Genomic DNA, 16,531 nt, shown 5'->3' on the forward strand with positions numbered 1-16,531 from the left:
TGCCTGCCATCACCGGGGGTTAAGCCCGGTTGGCTGATACTCGGGGTGTTCGGCTGCGTCGGACTTTTGTGCGTTTTGCGGCGAGTACCGCGGACGTGCTGACTGCGAACCGGCCGCAAAGCTGACAAACCCCTTGAAACAACGAAAAACAGGAGCAAGGCAATAACTGCCTCGCTCCTGTTTTTCGTTTTTAGGGGTCGTTCCAAACGAGATCAGCCTGTACAGGACCCGAATCTCGGGCCCGTGAATCCTGCAATCACTCACCCGGCTCGACGCTCTTCAACGACTCCCCCCGTGGGATGCCGCGAAGGAAGATAGATCGGCTTAACGCCTCGCTTCTCGAAGAGTTGAGCGTAGTGCAGGTGACTGGTGAAGACCAGCAGTTGCTGACCGTCGCGTGTGAAGTCCAGTAACGTGTCGACCGCCGCTTCAGACCGGTCCTGGTCGAAGTTCACAGTCACATCGTCCAGCACCATCGGCAGATCGATGCCATTCTTCGCAAAGGCTTTCACCATCGCCAGGCGGATCGACAGGAACAATTGCTCGCGCGTTCCGCCGCTCAAGCGTTCCGCTGGCCGTGATTCATTCTTGTCATCATCGACGAAAAGCTGCTTTCGGCCGAGCGGCGTCCAGAGGTGGTGATACTTGCCGAGTGTCAGCTTCTGCAGGAAGGGGATTGCGGCTGCCAGCATTTCGGGCTGGTTGGCCTGCTCGAACTGAGCCGCCACTTCCTCGATCGCTTCTTCCGACAACGACGCGGCGAACCAGGTATGCCATGCCGAATGCAGTTCTGATTCGACCTGTGCCAGCTCTCGCCGGATGCGGGTGCCGCGTCGGTCCTGTTCGAGCTGTTTCGATTCCTGCTTGATCGTTCCGATTTGCTCGAATGTCTGCTGAAGAAGCCGGTCCAGCTCATCATGTTCGTCATTGAACTGCTTGATCAGCGCGGCTGCGTCCTTGGGGTTGTACCTCAAGAGATCTTCTTCAACGACAGCCAGGTCCGGGTTGGACTGCACCAGATGCTCGAGCTCGCGCGTCGACTGTTCCAGCAGGGATTCGACTTTCTTCCGCCGTTCCATCAATTCCAGCCGATGCTCTAACTGCGAACGATGCGTCACACCAGCCAGCGCCAGCAAGGCATCGTGATTCTTGGTCAGCACATCGATCTTGCGCTGAAAGTCGACCGCTTCCCGCCGTCGTTGAACATGCAGTTTTCGCAGCTGAGACCGTTCATGGACCAGTTCACGAGCGGTTCGCAGCTCCGTTTCCCATAGATCGACCACTTCGGACGGATTCGAGTAGTTCAGCGACGGTCGCTGCATGCGGTGGCCCAGCTCTTCGACCTGCTTCTGGAATCGATCGAAGGACCGGCGAATTTCGCGAGACTGCTCCACAACCGCGAGATGTTTCTTCCGCCGGTCGCGGGCGACGATGACTTGTTTCCAGTGTTCGATGGCGGCATCGACATTGACGGTCTCATCCAAACCAAGGTTCGAGAGAGCCTGACACCAGTTTTTCCGGGCGTTTGCGAGTTCCCGCTGCTGAATCTGCAACTTTCCGCGGAATGCACTCAGCCTGCGCCGGAGCTGCAGCACCTGGGTGTACTCGCGCTGCACCCGTTCCAGATCGGCAGTCCGGCGTGATGCCTTCGCCAGTAGCTCTCCACTGGCGAACTGCTGCGGTGCCACTTCCGCCCCGACCCAGGGACGTAATCCATTCTGATCAATGAAGGTCTGAATGTGACGGAGAATGGTCCAGCGATTGGTCTCAATTTCGCGGCGCTGATCGCGCAGTTGAGAGACCTGTTCCTGCAGATGGTGCTCAAAGTGCGTTCGGAAGGCCCAGGCGGTGGCCCCGGCGAAAACCGACAGGACGATGAAGATCAGACCCACCAGCCAGCCGGTATAAACGGCGGCATAGGCCCCCGCGACAAACAGGGCGAATCCGGCGATGGTGAACCACGCCAGAATTCCATAAATCCAGTTGGGGATGCCATGGCGATCGTGCAGACGTTCGAGTTGTTCATCGATCCCGAAGGTCTGGTGTTCGAGTTGTGTCTCTTTGGAATGCCACCGACCGAGATCGACAAGTCCCTCGAATCGCTTCTGTGCAACATCGATCGATTCATTCAAGGATTCTGCCGGAACTCCATGCTCCTGAAGTTCCGTTCGCAGTGCCATTTCCTTGTCGCGATTCAGGCCATTTGCCTTGCGATATCGGCGCTGCATCCGACGGGTTTTCGTCCCGATCGATTCGTAATCACGAGCCGTTTTGATGAACAGCGCAGTGGCTTCCGGAGAATCCTGCACCGCATCCAGCCGCTCCATCGTCCAGTGCGAACCCAGATTCGTGAGCAGACCATTTAAGACCTGCTGCTGCTTCGCGGCCTCTGCCTCGAGTTCGTGAACCCGCGGCTCGACGTCCTTCGTCAGGGCCCGCTGTTCGACGAGGATCTGGATGGCCCCAGAGAACCGTCGGATTTCAGGATCAATGCGAATCGAAGCGAGCTTCTGATTGATCTGTGAGACTTCTGCCAAAAGCGACTCACGGGAACGGACAGCCGAGTTGATGTCCATTTCAAGCCGCTCAAGGCGTGTCACTCCGTCCGCAGGAAAGGCGCTGAAGTCAGGAAGCTGATTGAGTTCATGCCGATATTCCCGGCAGCGCGACCAGGGTGGATGGACCTTTTCCAGATGCCCGTAACCCCGGATCTTGGCCTGAAGCTCTGTCTGCCGACTCCGCTGCTTGACCACCCGTTCGTCGAGTTCCGATTTTTTACGCAGCAGTTCTCGGTATCGATCGCGCTGCCGGGCGGTGCTTCCCGTCTGCCGTGACAGTTCTTCGCGACGTTTCAACAGTTGTGCGATGACCGAATCACCGTTGGCAGTCAGCAACCGATTGAGTTCCTGGTTTGCGCGGTTGGGAAGTTCCATCAGCACGCGTCCCTGAGGTCCCAGGGTCATGCCGTAAAGATGGTCACCGACCTGATCGGCGGTCAGCGTGGCAAACTGCTGAAGTTCGGGAAGTCCAACCGCGAAAACCGATTCGAACAGCTTTTCATCTGTTGAGGCGAGCAATTCTTCCATGAAGGCGGAGGTGGATTCGCCATTGGGGATCCCATTGACGGACAGAATGCCGGAATCCTCACCATAGCCCGTTCGTCGAATCTCGTACTGGTTTGATCGGTGTTCGACACGCAAGAGCCCCGACTGTGCTTCGCGACGTGCTTTTTTCTTGAGGCCCGTCAGTTGTTCGTCCGGAGGAAAACCGTAAAGCACACCACGAATGAATCGCAGCAGCGTGGTCTTACCCGCTTCGTTGGGGCCGTAAAAGACGGTCAGTCCTTCGCGATTCAAAGGCTGCTGGTAATCTTTCCAGACGCCGAATCGTTCGATCTCAATCCCAGTGATCCGCATCAGTGTTTTCTCTCACGGCGATGAATGAGGCAGTGTGTTGACGCAGCGTTACACGGAATTCGCTCAACCAACGCAGGTGGGTTACACCTCTAAACTTGTTTCATCGTTTTCATTCAGGCCGCTCAGACGAACCTCACCCGCTGTGAGTGCTGCCGCCGCCTGGGTTTTCTCTTTCCAATCATCGTTCTTCATCACTTCAATTCGTCTGTCACCGGGCCGGGAGATCGGCGTCGGTCACGGACTACTTCTTTCCGATATTCGAACACCATTTCCAGCCGAGTTGCTGTGCCAGTTGAGTCACCTGCTCGGTCGGAATCGCTTCGGCCCATTCTTCCCACCGGGTTGACTTCAGGACCTCTTCCACTCGGGCTTCCGTAATCCAGCGTGAAAAAGCCTGGGGATTGGCAGGAGCCCGACGTTCCAACGCCAGCAGATACTCGGTCAACACTTCGCGATGTGCCGGTTCGATAATGGTCAGGTCCAGTTCCAGCGGGCGCACCCGATGGACATACCGCAGCCCTTCGTACTGGTCGGTCAGTTCCGTCAGTGCCGATGCCAGATCGGCCGCCATCGCGTCCGTCTCCCAGCCTCGTGCGTCACCCGATTCACGATCGAGCTTCCAGTCGATGATCCGGACATTTTCGCCCTCGATCAGCGGCAGTCGCTCCAGTTGTGCGACCATCCGTTCGAGCAAGTCGTCACGGCTGTTGACATGATCCACCAGTTGCACGAGGGATTCCCAGCGAACAGGAGCCGTGGGAATGGCGATCTGCTTCGTCTTCTTCTGACCGTCGACTTCCAGCAGTGTCACGCCACGGATACCGGTTTCGCTCGCGCTCATTCCCTGCGGTGCAGCCTGAGCCAGGACATGACCGTCAATCAGAGGGAGCGATTCGGTGTCCGTTCCGGCAGGACACAGCAGGCAATCCAGTGCAGCGAAGCGAGTCGTCGACGGCCGCGGTCGATCGCGCCGGTCGGTCGACCGATCAGAAATCAGCATCCCCACCACCAGCGGGCGTCCACTTTGCGGATCCCCCCGATCTCCCAGCAGGCGTGTCAGCTCTTCCGGTTCGATGGATGTCTCTGGTGTGACGGGCAAGAGAAGTGCCAGCAGCCTTCCTTTGTCGATCAGTTCCACCGGGGCCTCGCGAGGTTCCAGCAGAAGATTGACATTCTCAGGCAGTGTGGGGATTTCTTGCCATGCCGTAGCGGGGTCCATGCGGCCCGGGGTCACGAAGACGGGAATCTGACGTTCGGCCAGCCGCGTGAAGCCTTCGCGAAGAGCGACTTCTGCGGCGAGACTGGGATAACCGGCGTCGAACGTGTTGCCGGTGATGAGCAATCCTTCGACATCTTTTTCGAGACACTTGGCAATGATTCGATCGAACGCGGTGATCGTGGCGAGTTCCACGATCTCGCGGACATCCTCATTCAGTGTGCCCGGTCCACGCAAAGGGCAGTCCAGCTGCAAATTCGCAGCATGAATTAAGCGAAGTGGTTTTGTCACCCTCACGGCATCCCTTCCGATACAACCGTCTTCGACCTGTCGTTTGTCGAACTGATCCGCGCTGACCTGCGTATTCCTCCCGTGCGTCCCCTGTTTCGATGACCGAACTTCAGTAGGACGCTGCACGCGGTCCCTGCGCGGATAGCCGAGAGTGTACTATCGACACAACCATCGGAAAACCCCGAAACACCCCAAATCAGCATCGTTACGCACAAATCCACCAGTTTATCAGGACGGGTTGTTCTCCCCGTTTGGGGCTTCGTCGGACACGGTGCGCAGGTAGAGCGCTTCGACCTTGGCACGAGCCCAGGGCGTTTTCCGCAAGAAGCGTAAGCTCGATTTCATACTGGGATCGAACAGGAAGCAGCGGACCGGAATGAATTGAGCCAACCCATCCCAGCCGTATTCACGCTCCAGCCTTTCGAGCATCACGGCGAGCGTTACACCATGCAACGGATCATTGGGGTGTGTCGAGTTCACTACGCAAGTCCATCTGTTCAATCAAGTAGGCAGTCTCTCACCGAAATCGTAGGAAACATGAGAAAAAACCGCAAATTGTCGCGGGATTCGATGAAAAGGAGGCCAGTAAACCGTTCGGAACCGCCGATATTGATCTGTAGTGATCGCCAGTGACAGATGTCCGACTACTCTGGAAGGTTGGCCCATGGATCGTCGCACATTCTGCTTGGACTGCGTTAGAGCCGGACTGCTGGTTGGAGTCACGGGAAGTCTGTCCCATGCCGCCCCCAAGACCTCGGGGACATCCAAGGTCTCGGCCCCCTCAAAAGTCGCAACCCCGTCGAAGGTCGCAACACCAAAGGTGAAGTGGCAAAAAAATCTGCAGGCCGCTCAAAAGATTGCGATCGAGCAGAACAAGCCGCTGATGATTGTCTTCGGAGCGACCTGGTGCTCGTTCTGTCACAAACTCGACCGTGAAACATTCAGCGATAAACGGATCGTGACTCTGATTGAGAGTCAATTTATCCCCGTTTACCTCGATTACGACAAAGAAAAGAAAGTGGTCAAAATGCTGCACGTTGAAAAACTGCCCAGCACAGTTTTTCTGACGCCGCAGGCTGACTTCATCCACAAGGCCGAAGGCTTCGCGAACGTCAAAGCGTTTCAGCAGACGGTCGCGACCGTTCTGGATAAACGTTCCGAAATTCAGCAGGCCGGATCCGCGACGCTCGAACGCTGACGCAGCGATGTCGGCGGCACTAACCTTCTCTAGCGATGAAGAGATCCCGCGGGGGCTTCTCGGCGGGGCTCGGTCCACCTGTTCGCAATGGACTTTGCCTGATCAACAGGCCCCGCTGTCAGGCGTTTCTGAAAACAGCCCCTTTGATGAAAGAAGGTGGCATCTCTCGCATCCCGCGCAATAATCCGCGACAATCCGGATCGGAAGAAATTACGTACTCCGGTCACGTCGCTTCGTTGTTGCATTGGGAGTTGTGGGGATGAAACTGTCGGGGAAGAATGTTCTGGTTACCGGGGCTTCTCGAGGAATCGGTCGCGGATGCGCGATTGAGTTGGGTCGGGCCGGTGCGAATGTCGCCATCAACTACTTCTCACACGCCGGTGAAGCGGAAGAAGTGGCCAAGGAGATTCGGGGATTTGGCGGCAAAGCCATCACCCTTCAGGGGGATGTCGCGAATCGTGAACGGGTCGAAGAAATGGTTGCCGAAACGGCAAAAGCATTCGGACAACTTGACCTGTTCGTTTCGAACGCCGTCTACTCCGACCGACAACTGATGCTCGAAGCGGATCTGGAAGGATTCCGTAAAACCATCGACGTCGGCATGTGGGGTGCCTTCTACGGTGTTCGCGCCGCCGCATTGCAGATGGTCAAGCAGAACTCGGGCGGCTCGATTGTGGTGATCAGTTCGCCCCATGCCGTGATCCCCATCCCGACTGCCATGGCCTACAACATGGCAAAGGCCGCGATCGACCACATGGCACGCACGGCCGCAATCGAACTCGCACCGCACCGCATCCGCGTCAACATTGTTCATCCGGGCTGGATCGACACACCGGGTGAGCGCAAGTTCTTCACCGAAGAACAGATCGCCGCCGGCGCTCAGACCCTTCCCTGGAAGCGACTGGGTCGCCCCGACGAAATCGGCAAGGGCGTGGCTTATATCCTGAGTGACGACGCTGACTATATGACTGGCAGCACGGTCACCATCGACGGGGGTGTCAGTCTTCCCTGGTGGTCCAACCGTGCAGAAGGTTCCATGTAGTCGTGTCCCCTTCACAATCCCGCCGCTCGTACCGCGGCGGGATTCTCTGTACGCTCAAGGATCCCTGAATGACAGCCAGGTCACATCGGACACTGCTCCGGTGTGACCAACACCTACGCGACAACAGTGTTAATGGACATAATTCAACGATTTCTGGCGTGGTATCTTGGCCTGCGTGCTCCTCGACCGGGCGAAGGGACAGCGTGGAGATTCGACTGGCACTGGCCGGAACCCCAATGGGCGGTCCTGGTCGGTGCCTTCATCGTGGTTGTGTTCGTGGTCAGTATTTATCGCCGCGAAGCGACCTCAGTCGGCTGGGTCAACCGGAGCCTGCTGACAGGTCTCAGACTGGCGGTCTTCGCCCTGATCCTGGCTCTGCTGACTGAACTCAGCCTGACGATCGAGCGAACAGGCCTGCCCATTGTCGCTGTTATGGTCGATTCGTCCGCGAGTATGTCGTTACGGGACCAGTATCCCGCCGGTTCAAAGTCAACGCGGCTCGTGGACGAACTGGCGAAGAACACCGGTACCGACATGCATCGACTGGCAATCGCACAGCAACTGCTGACGCGAGACCAGGGGCGAATGCTGAAAGAGCTTCAACAAGATCACCAGGTTCGGCTCTACCGATTTGCAGAAACCGCGTACCCTCTGGACGCCAGTGACCTGAGCGGACCTGATACAGGGGGCGCGCCCGATTCGACTGAATCCCCTTCCGCAGCCGAAGTTTTTTCTGCCGCACTTCACGAACTGACCACCCTGCGACCTGACGGCGACCAGACCCGCCCTGCTCCTGCCGTGAAAAAGGTCCTGGGCGATCTACGCGGAGTTCCCCCCGCCGCGATTGTCCTGTTTACGGATGGTGTCGCCAGTGTGTCCGACGTCGACAAACTGTCGACCGTCGCCGAGTCCGCTCGACGCAAGGGTGTTCAGCTTCACATCGTCGGATTGGGAAGTGAAGCCGCCGCGAAGGATCTTTACCTTTACGACACGCTGGTGGATGACGTCGCGTTCGTCGGCGATCCGATGATCTTCAGAGCCAAACTGCGCAGCTTTGGATTCGCGGGAAAGAAGCTCAGCCTGCAACTGCGCAAAGAGGGGGACAACACCGTCCTGGCCCAACAGGACGTCGCGGCTCCGCCGGACGGACAGACCACCGCAGTTGAACTGTCGTATGCGTCGAGCGTGGCAGGTGAGTTCGATTATGTGCTGGAAATTGCTCAGCAGCCTGAAGAGTCGAATCGTTCCAATAACTCCGAAACACGTCATGTCAGCGTACGGGAAGAGAAGATTCGTGTGCTGCTGGCGGATAGCGGTCCACGGTATGAATTCCGCTTCCTCAAACAATTGCTGGAGCGGGACAAATCGATCGAGCTGAGCACGCTGCTGCAGGAAGCCGACGTCGAATATACGGACGAGGACCGCACGGCCGTTTCCCACTTTCCCGTGAAGAAGGAAGACCTCGCTCGATTTGACGTCCTGATCCTGGGCGATCTCGCTCCCAAACAACTGGGCAACGCAGCCCTCGAAAACGTGCGAGAATTCGTCTGGGAAAAAGGGGGCGGACTGATCCTGATCGCAGGTCCCCAATACAACCCGGTCCAGTTTGCTGGAACACCCATCGAAAACTTGCTCCCCTTCCTCGTTTCTGCGGTCAAACTTCCTGCGGAGGACGCAACGGACACCTTCCACCCCGTCCTGACGCTGGAAGGACAGAAAGGGAACAGCCTGTTCCGGCTTGGTAACAGTGACGTTGACAGCCTGAAAATCTGGAACAGCCTGCCCAACTTCACCTGGCTGGTCGACCTGACAAAACCGAAGCCGGGTGCCCGGATTTTTGCGGAACACCCCACCCGAAACAGCAGCATCGCCAATGTGAAGCTGCCCGTCATCCTGATGCAGCAAGCGGCTGCAGGGAAAGTGCTGTTCCATGCGACGGACGAAACCTGGCGCTGGAGGTTCCGTGTAGGCGATGTTTACTTCGGCCGCTACTGGATTCAGGCCATTCGCTATCTCAGTCGCAGTAAGCTCATCGGCAAGGACCGCACAGCAGAACTGACAGTCGATCAACTCGTCTACCAGCGCGGCCAGCCAGTGACTCTCCGGGTGAAATTCGTTGACGAAAAATTCCTGCCGACAAATCCGGACGGAGTCAGTGTGATCGTCGAACAAAAAGGAGAAGGCCGTCAGACGGTAAATCTGACGCGCCTGCGTGACCTCCCCACAGCGTTCGAAGGCCAGCTCACACGACTGGGCGAAGGAAGCTATCATGGCTGGGTCTCGCAACCCGCCTTCAACGAGGCCCCCCCTTCCGTCGATTTCCGAGTGGAAGTCCCTCAGCGCGAAATGCTGCGACGAGGCCTCGACAAGGCGGACCTGAAGCTGGCAGCCACCACCAGTCACGGTCGGCTTTACACTCTCGAGGATGTCGACAAGCTGACCTCCGAGGTTCCCCGGGGAACGCCTGTCCCCCTGGAAACCGACGAACCGATTCCGATCTGGAACCGCTGGGAATTTTTTACGCTGATCACGCTGCTGCTGACGGCCGAATGGTTGCTGCGAAAACGCTGGAAGCTGGTCTGAGAGCTGCGGCCTCGATTGCCCCTGGCACGGTCCATCCATTACGTGGGCTGAACGGCACAAACGATTGTTTGAATTAGCACTTACGGATGACGGCCTGCTCAAATCCAATCCGGTCGATCGATCGACTTGATATTCGGCAGCAACAACAGAATTGTCGGAATCGTTCGTAAATTTTTGACATCAGTAAGGATAATACGTTTTGCACGTCATCCTGGGTGGAAAGGGGCCGGATCCAGCCTTCCGAAACAATCTGAACCCTACGAGAATCCTCTGCGTCGCGTTATCCTGACTGACCGCAGTGACTTTCATTCAGCGCAGGATTCGCCCGCCTCGGGGGAGGGTCACGGAACGAGGAACGGTCCTCGCTTCTCGACGGGTCTCTTCCTGGCATCGTAACGCAGGGTGATTAAACCGCATTCCCCCAAGCCCTCGGGCCGCTTTTCCGCTTTGTTCCACGGATCGGTTTTTGATGTCTCGGATTCAGCAACTCTCGACGAGCGTAATCAATAAGATCGCCGCCGGAGAAGTCATTGAACGACCGGCCAGCGTGGTCAAAGAACTGCTGGAGAACAGCGTTGATGCGCTCTCCACCCGGATCGAAGTCGATATCGTGGCCGGCGGCAGTGAACTGATCCGGATTGTGGATGACGGAGAAGGAATCCACCCTGACGACCTGTTGCTGGCAGTCGCGTCACATGCGACCAGCAAAATTCGTCAGGCTGACGACCTGTTCGGCGTGCAGACCATGGGGTTCCGGGGAGAAGCCCTCGCCTCCGTCGCCGAGGTGAGTCGGCTGCGTATCCGGTCGCGCCAGGCGGACCAGACCCATGGGATGGAACTGACAGTTAATCTGGGTGATATCGTTCTTCCCAAGCCGTGCGGGTGCCCCCTGGGAACGCAAATCGAAATACGAAACCTGTTCGAGAACACACCCGTTCGACGCAAGTTTCTTAAAACGATGTCGACCGAGTTCGGTCACATCCATGAACAGTTCACGCGTGTCGCCCTGGCCAACCCTCGCCTCCACATGGTGCTGCGTCACAACGACAAGCTCGTCGCGGAACTTCCCGCCTCGGACCGCCCGATCGATCGTCTCCGGCTCTTTTTCGGTGGAGAAATCACTGACGATCTGATTTCCGTCGAGTCGACCCAGTCTGACGTTCGGATGTGGGGCTATGTCGGTCACCCGAATCAGTCCAAGTCGTCACGCAAACACCAGTACATTTTTCTTAACGGTCGCTGGATTACTGACCGTTCCCTGCTGCATGCCCTGACCGAGGCCTACCGGGGTCTGTTGATGGTGGGACGTCAACCGGTCGCGTTTCTGTATATCGAGCTTCCCCCCGACCGGGTCGATGTCAACGTTCACCCGACGAAAGTCGAAGTTCGGTTTCAGGACAGTCAGCAGTTATTTCGACAACTCCTGTCGATGGTGCGATCCAAGTTCTTGAGCATGGATCTGCAGAGTCAGCTAAGGCTTCCTGCCACAACGGAGTCGAACGGAGGATTACTCTCCGGATTTACACCGCCGGAACCGAGGGTTCGGACGGAGCAGCGCGAGCTGACCGAGCAGATCTCCAGTTGGCTGGCAGAAAAAATCGTCCCGGGTGACAGCAGCACGGCAGCGGCAGCAACCGGGTTTGCGTCGACCACGTATGCTTCACCGGGGGCACCTGCGCTGGCCGAGCCCTGGATGATTGGCCGCACATCCGAAGGATCTCGCACGGGAAATCTTTTCGACTCCGCTGAGACCGTCGCCGTCGCCCATGCAGTGGACCCGCAGCACACGTTGCCGCTTGCGGGATCGGACGAAACAGAACCCGAGTTTCGGTCGATCTCTGAGGAGGTACCTGCCGCGATGGGACAAAGTGCGGCGATCGAGGCGGTGAGGGAGACGATCAAGTCCCTTCCTTACGCTTCGGCTCATCGTGCGATGCAGGTACACGACTGTTATCTCATCGTGGAAACTCCCGAAGGAGTCACGGTGATCGATCAGCATGCTCTGCACGAACGAATCATGTACGAACACCTGCGGACACGAGTTCTCGCCGGTGCCGTCGAATCTCAGCGACTGCTCGTCCCACAGCCGGTCGAAGTGACGCCGCGTGAGGCGGCACTTCTGCTGGAACAGAATGAGTCACTGCAACGGGCGGGACTGGGACTGGAAGATTTCGGAAATGGGACCTTGATCGTCACCAGTTATCCCGCAATGCTGAGAAAGCTCGACTTGCAGGAATTGATTCGTGAGATGATCGCGAAGCTGGAGGACGGAGGATCAGCCGGGGTGCAATCCTCGGCGCGACGCGATATTCTCGACGAACTGTTGCACATGATGTCCTGTAAAGCAGCCGTGAAGGCGGGACAGCGACTGTCACAGGAAGAGATTGATAGTTTGTTGATGCAGCGACATCTGGTTGACGACGCACACCATTGCCCCCATGGGCGACCGACGGCGCTGTCGCTCAGCCGCATGGAACTGGATCGCCAGTTTGGACGACTTGGATAGGGCGTCGCCGTTACCCAACAGTTCCCCCGTGGAAGCTGATGCGGAGACGGGCTCGCAGGGTTCACCCGCTGACGACCGCCCGAAGAAATTGGAATTGCACCTGAAATGATTTGTGTGTCCATCGCCCGCACGCGACATCGAATGATGCAGGCTGAACATCAAGCCCTGTCCGAACGAGGTGCTAAGCTCGTCGAACTGCGTGTCGACTGGCTTTCGCGGCAACCCGATATTCCTCGCCTGCTGAAAGATCGACCGACACCGGTGGTCCTCACCTGCCGGCGAGCCCAGGACGGCGGAAAGTGGCGAGGGACCGAAGAAGAACGGCAGTTGCTGCTTCGAACCGCCATCATCTCGGGCGCGGACTATGTCGATCTGGAAGACGATATTGCCAAGTCCATCCCGCGATACGGCAAGACCAAGCGAATCGTCAGCCATCACGATTTCAAGGGAACTCCCGAAAATGTGGAGGAAATCTGGGCCAACATGGCCGAGATGAATCCCGACATCATCAAGCTGGTCACTCTCGCCAGTTCCCCCAGTGATTGTGCTCGTGTGCTGAAGCTGGTGAAGAACGCCAAGGTTCCGACGGTCGCGTTCTGTATGGGTGAGTTCGGCGTCTGGAGTCGCGTTGTTTGTGCAAAGCTGGGCGCCCCCTTCTCGTACGCGGCATTCAGCCCCGATCGTGAAATTGCCCCGGGTCAGCTCTCTTTCCAGGACATGCAGGAGACGTACTTCTACGAATCGATCAACGCGCAGACGCAGTTGTTCGGCGTGATCGGCGACCCGATCGGGCACAGTCTGAGCCCCCTGCTGCATAACCGTATGATGCGGAAAATCGGCTTCAACGGCGTCTATGTCCCCATCCGGATTGCCCGCGACCAGCTCACTCAAGGACTGGCGGACCTGGATGCCCTCGACTTCCGCGGCCTCAGCGTCACGATTCCTCATAAAGAAGCAGTGCTGGCCAAGTTTCCCAAGTGCGAAGAATTCGTCCAGCAGATCGGTGCCGTCAACACGCTGTACCGCGGTAAGGACCAGCAATGGGTCTCGTCCAACACCGACTACACAGCCGCACTCGAGAGCGTGAAGCTCGCTCTGCGACCGGGTGAAACGCTCGAGGGAAAACGCGTCCTCATGCTCGGATCCGGCGGTGCCGCACGCGCCATCGGAATGGGGATCGTCAAGGCTGGGGGCGCACTTGTGGTTTGCAACCGGACTGCATCACGAGCAAAGGTCCTGGCCGGGGAACTCAATTGCCGTCATGTCACGTGGGAAAATCGCGGGGCCGAATACGCGGACATTCTGATCAATTGCACCCCCGTCGGGATGTTTCCCAATTTGGATGAAACACCCTTTTTTGATCACTGGATGCGTGACGGCATGATCGTGTTCGACACGATCTACACTCCTGAAAACACCCTGCTCGTGAAACAGGCCAAGGCCCGCGGCTGCACCGTCGTCACAGGAGTGGAAATGTTCGTTCGCCAGGCTGCGGCCCAGTTCGAACTTTTTACAGGCCAGCCCGCTTCACTGGACGAACTGCGGGAAACGCTGCGACGCGGCATCTCTGCGGCGCGTGCATAGTTCGGTAGCATCCTCGATCGGATCATTCCGACGCTTCTCGCGCGATCGACCCGCGATCGACCAGAGTGGGGAGCGGGATGAGCAAGCCCGTTTCGGTATGATTTCCACCGATCAGACAGCGCCGCAAGGGCGCTTGTCTGACCGATAGCTGGTTTTGCTTCTGCCGCCGTTCAGCGGAACTGGTACTCGGGGTTCGTACGGTCGAAATCGAAATCAGTCAGGCCGCAGTCGATATTCAATCCGGTGAAAGAGTAGCACTCGATCAACGTCGCTTCGTCCAACTGCTCTTCATCCATGACTGCACCCGAGTTCAACCATTCGAAGTGGCGCGAATGCAGCGGTACACTCCATTCGTGATCGATGAGCGTAATTGATTTACGATAGACGGGGGACCCGATACGCGATTGGTAGCGCGTGGTGAACATCGAGCAGGGACGCCCGTCAAATTGCCGATGTTCGTCGACTTCGCAGGAGACATAGTTTGCACTGGCGAGATCATTCGCATGCACGCCGCGCATGATCTCGATCAGTCCCATGAGTCCCGCCATGGTGACGGGATAACGAGCGTCGCGCATGGCCAGAAGTCCGTCGGTGGGGAGCGACAGCGCGGGAATACGTGATTTCCAGCCCCCCTCGTGAACCACCATGTTGCCGCTGTTCTGCCCCTGAACGTAGATCACTTCGCGGCCAGCGAATCCACTATGCCAGGCCAGGTAAACACTGAAGGGATTGTGCCGGCATTTGATCGAGATCGTCTGTTCGTCCAGCAACACTCCGTTGACGACTTCCTGCTTTTGAAGCGTCACGGTGTAGTCCTTCAGTTGCTGCAGCCAGGCCAGACCTCGATCCAGAAGTTCAATCTTCCGGCGAAGCGTTGACGTCGCGGAGGACTCGGCCGACTCCTCCGCTAGGATCGGCGATGCAGTGCCGTCGCCACCACCATCCTGTGCCACATCCGCCGGTGCAGCGGACGACAGATCCTGCTCAATCGCAGGCAGAAGCGGCTTCCTTGCGACGATGGGATGCGACGTCAATGGGAGAGGAAGAATCGATCCGAAGACGTACAGTCCGCCCGCTCCCAGGGCCAGGCAACCAACAAGCCGCATGGCGTATCCGCTCACATAACTCATTGAATTCGCTCCCCCAAATCCCGCAACACCAGACGTTCACTCCATTCGTCACTGGTGGACAGCATCCATTCACACAAGGTTAGCCCCATTCCTATTGTGCAGTGAAGACAAGGGATTGCCGAGCCGTATTTCGCCAATTTCAGAAAAGAAACCGACATCGACCTGACTCATTCCGTAACGAGCGATGGTGATCCCGCTGCCGGAAAGGTGACGCCTGCCGCGTTGATGCAGAACGACAACATCGTCCCTCGACTGCAATCGTATTCTGCCGGCCTCCTGCGATTGCGACAACCGATTCCGACAACCGTCGGTATTTCCGATAAGGAAAAACAGGCGTGGACGGGTACGTACCGACAATGAGTTACAATCGGCTGCGATGATCGGGCTGGGTTCGCTGGAAACCGGCAACCGAATGTTGAGCTGAGCCCGCAGCCCGATGACAGCACTTCGAGGACAGACGTAAGGGAGAGAACGGCCTCCCGCTGCCCGAGAGCCGCGCGCTACGCCTCTCTACAGGCACGCGTCAGAGACCCGCACCCCATTCCGGGACGCTTCGGCTGTCAGGCGCGAGACGGGCTGGCGTAGGAACGCGGGACATTGCCGTGGCCAGACATCGTCGTGAGAGGCCGTCCCCTTTCGCCAACGCCCCAGACAGAAAAGAAACGGCAAAGACCGCCGGACTTCATTTTCCTGTCTCAATATCAGCGACCGGTGAACGCTTCCGGAACGAGATTAAATCACACGCGGAAGGGGGGGTAGACGAAGTAAAAAATCGGACCAGCGTTGACGGTCAGAAGAAGTAAAGACAAAAGCTGAGACAGGTTGCTCAAGCGAACCAATCAGCAGCACCAGAAGATCAGGTGATCTCAACCGGCGACCGCGGATCGAAGATTGTAAGCCGCGTAAGAGAAGCAACTTAAAGAGATTACCCGACCAGGATTCGAACCTGGACAAACAGAACCAAAATCTGTTGTGCTACCGTTACACTATCGGGTAAGGAGGCGGTAATCTATCGAATCGATCGGGGGAGTGGCAAGGGGAGGTGTGTGTGGAAACTGACTTGCCTGCCGGATTGTTTCAATAATCCCCCCGGCCGACATTTCGGCTTAAACGCGCCTTGAAACCCGAGTGGCATCCTACTACGATGTGTCCCCCGTATGGCGGCTCCCTGTCCAGGGTCGAGCGTGCTTTCATCCGGGTATTCAAGCATCGTATGCTCAATTTAGATCGCCAGTGTGGCGGGAGTAATTTGCTGTGACTATCGACAAGAGTTTGAAGCGGAAGGGGCGTCTGGCTCGCCTTCGCAGTGTGTTGTCCCGCGACGAACGTATCACTCAAATGCAAACCGATGAACGCTGGGCGGACGGAACGAGCCCATTCGGTCTTCCAAAACTGCGCGTCGTTCGCCTGGTTGTCGGCAAGAAAAAGAAGAAGAAAGCCGCCGAAGGCGATGGAAAGAAGGACGACAAGAAGAAGGCCGCCAAGAAGAAGTAGTCTTCCCGACTGCTTCTCGCGATGCCACTTCGTCTCCACGAAAATCTGAAGCAACTTCTCAGACGGTCAGT

The 16,531-nt window shown here is 57.4% G+C and carries 10 protein-coding genes and 1 tRNA gene; 6 read left to right on the top strand and 5 right to left on the bottom strand.

What is annotated here, in order from left to right; translation table 11 throughout:
- Positions 1-260: 260 nt before the first annotated feature.
- The 3 genes from ACGY09_RS09140 to ACGY09_RS09150 form a co-directional block, all read right to left on the bottom strand.
- Entirely contained in the window at positions 261-3,416 is a 3,156-nt protein-coding gene (locus ACGY09_RS09140; protein ID WP_397571304.1) for an AAA family ATPase, read from the bottom strand.
- 241 nt (positions 3,417-3,657) lie between these two features.
- Positions 3,658-4,923 (bottom strand): exonuclease SbcCD subunit D, encoded by a 1,266-nt coding sequence (locus ACGY09_RS09145; protein WP_397571305.1) that lies wholly within the window; start codon positions 4,921-4,923, stop codon positions 3,658-3,660.
- A gap of 228 nt (positions 4,924-5,151) precedes the next feature.
- Positions 5,152-5,403, bottom strand: a complete 252-nt coding sequence (locus ACGY09_RS09150) for a VF530 family DNA-binding protein (protein WP_397571306.1) — start codon at positions 5,401-5,403, stop codon at positions 5,152-5,154.
- Positions 5,404-5,587: 184 nt separating this feature from the next.
- On the opposite strand from ACGY09_RS09150, the gene ACGY09_RS09155 reads away from it, so the two are divergent.
- The 5 genes from ACGY09_RS09155 to aroE all read left to right on the top strand — a co-directional run bounded on the left by ACGY09_RS09155 (position 5,588) and on the right by aroE (position 13,836).
- Positions 5,588-6,121, top strand: coding sequence for a thioredoxin family protein (locus ACGY09_RS09155; RefSeq protein ID WP_397571307.1), 534 nt, complete (start codon positions 5,588-5,590; stop codon positions 6,119-6,121).
- Between the two features lie 259 nt (positions 6,122-6,380).
- Positions 6,381-7,163 carry an SDR family NAD(P)-dependent oxidoreductase gene (locus ACGY09_RS09160; protein ID WP_373650592.1) on the top strand — a complete coding sequence of 261 codons (783 nt, stop codon included), beginning with the start codon at positions 6,381-6,383 and terminating at the stop codon, positions 7,161-7,163.
- Between the two features lie 132 nt (positions 7,164-7,295).
- Positions 7,296-9,746: a hypothetical protein gene (locus tag ACGY09_RS09165; protein ID WP_397571308.1), complete on the top strand. Its 2,451-nt coding sequence runs from the start codon at positions 7,296-7,298 to the stop codon at positions 9,744-9,746.
- A gap of 469 nt (positions 9,747-10,215) precedes the next feature.
- Positions 10,216-12,252: a DNA mismatch repair endonuclease MutL gene (gene mutL / locus ACGY09_RS09170; RefSeq protein WP_397571309.1), complete on the top strand. Its 2,037-nt coding sequence runs from the start codon at positions 10,216-10,218 to the stop codon at positions 12,250-12,252.
- Positions 12,253-12,357: 105 nt separating this feature from the next.
- Positions 12,358-13,836: a shikimate dehydrogenase gene (gene aroE / locus ACGY09_RS09175; RefSeq protein WP_373650589.1), complete on the top strand. Its 1,479-nt coding sequence runs from the start codon at positions 12,358-12,360 to the stop codon at positions 13,834-13,836.
- 170 nt (positions 13,837-14,006) lie between these two features.
- Here the strand turns inward: aroE and ACGY09_RS09180 are convergent, their stop codons facing one another.
- Positions 14,007-14,966, bottom strand: coding sequence for a DUF1571 domain-containing protein (locus tag ACGY09_RS09180; RefSeq protein ID WP_397571310.1), 960 nt, complete (start codon positions 14,964-14,966; stop codon positions 14,007-14,009).
- Between the two features lie 925 nt (positions 14,967-15,891).
- A tRNA-Gln gene (locus tag ACGY09_RS09185) sits at positions 15,892-15,962 on the bottom strand.
- Between the two features lie 258 nt (positions 15,963-16,220).
- Here ACGY09_RS09185 and ACGY09_RS09190 point away from each other — a divergent pair.
- Positions 16,221-16,460: a small basic protein gene (locus ACGY09_RS09190; RefSeq protein WP_373650563.1), complete on the top strand. Its 240-nt coding sequence runs from the start codon at positions 16,221-16,223 to the stop codon at positions 16,458-16,460.
- Positions 16,461-16,531 lie beyond the last annotated feature (71 nt).

The organism is Schlesneria sphaerica (assembly GCF_044336245.1).
Taxonomy (GTDB): domain Bacteria; phylum Planctomycetota; class Planctomycetia; order Planctomycetales; family Planctomycetaceae; genus Schlesneria; species Schlesneria sphaerica.

Coding starts and splice junctions, on each gene's coding strand:
- ACGY09_RS09140 (WP_397571304.1), bottom strand. CDS start 3,416: ATGCGGATCACTGGGATTGAGATCGAACGATTCGGCGTCTGGAAAGAT.
- ACGY09_RS09155 (WP_397571307.1), top strand. CDS start 5,588: ATGGATCGTCGCACATTCTGCTTGGACTGCGTTAGAGCCGGACTGCTG.
- ACGY09_RS09160 (WP_373650592.1), top strand. CDS start 6,381: ATGAAACTGTCGGGGAAGAATGTTCTGGTTACCGGGGCTTCTCGAGGA.
- ACGY09_RS09165 (WP_397571308.1), top strand. CDS start 7,296: ATGGACATAATTCAACGATTTCTGGCGTGGTATCTTGGCCTGCGTGCT.
- mutL (WP_397571309.1), top strand. CDS start 10,216: ATGTCTCGGATTCAGCAACTCTCGACGAGCGTAATCAATAAGATCGCC.
- aroE (WP_373650589.1), top strand. CDS start 12,358: ATGATTTGTGTGTCCATCGCCCGCACGCGACATCGAATGATGCAGGCT.
- ACGY09_RS09180 (WP_397571310.1), bottom strand. CDS start 14,966: ATGAGTTATGTGAGCGGATACGCCATGCGGCTTGTTGGTTGCCTGGCC.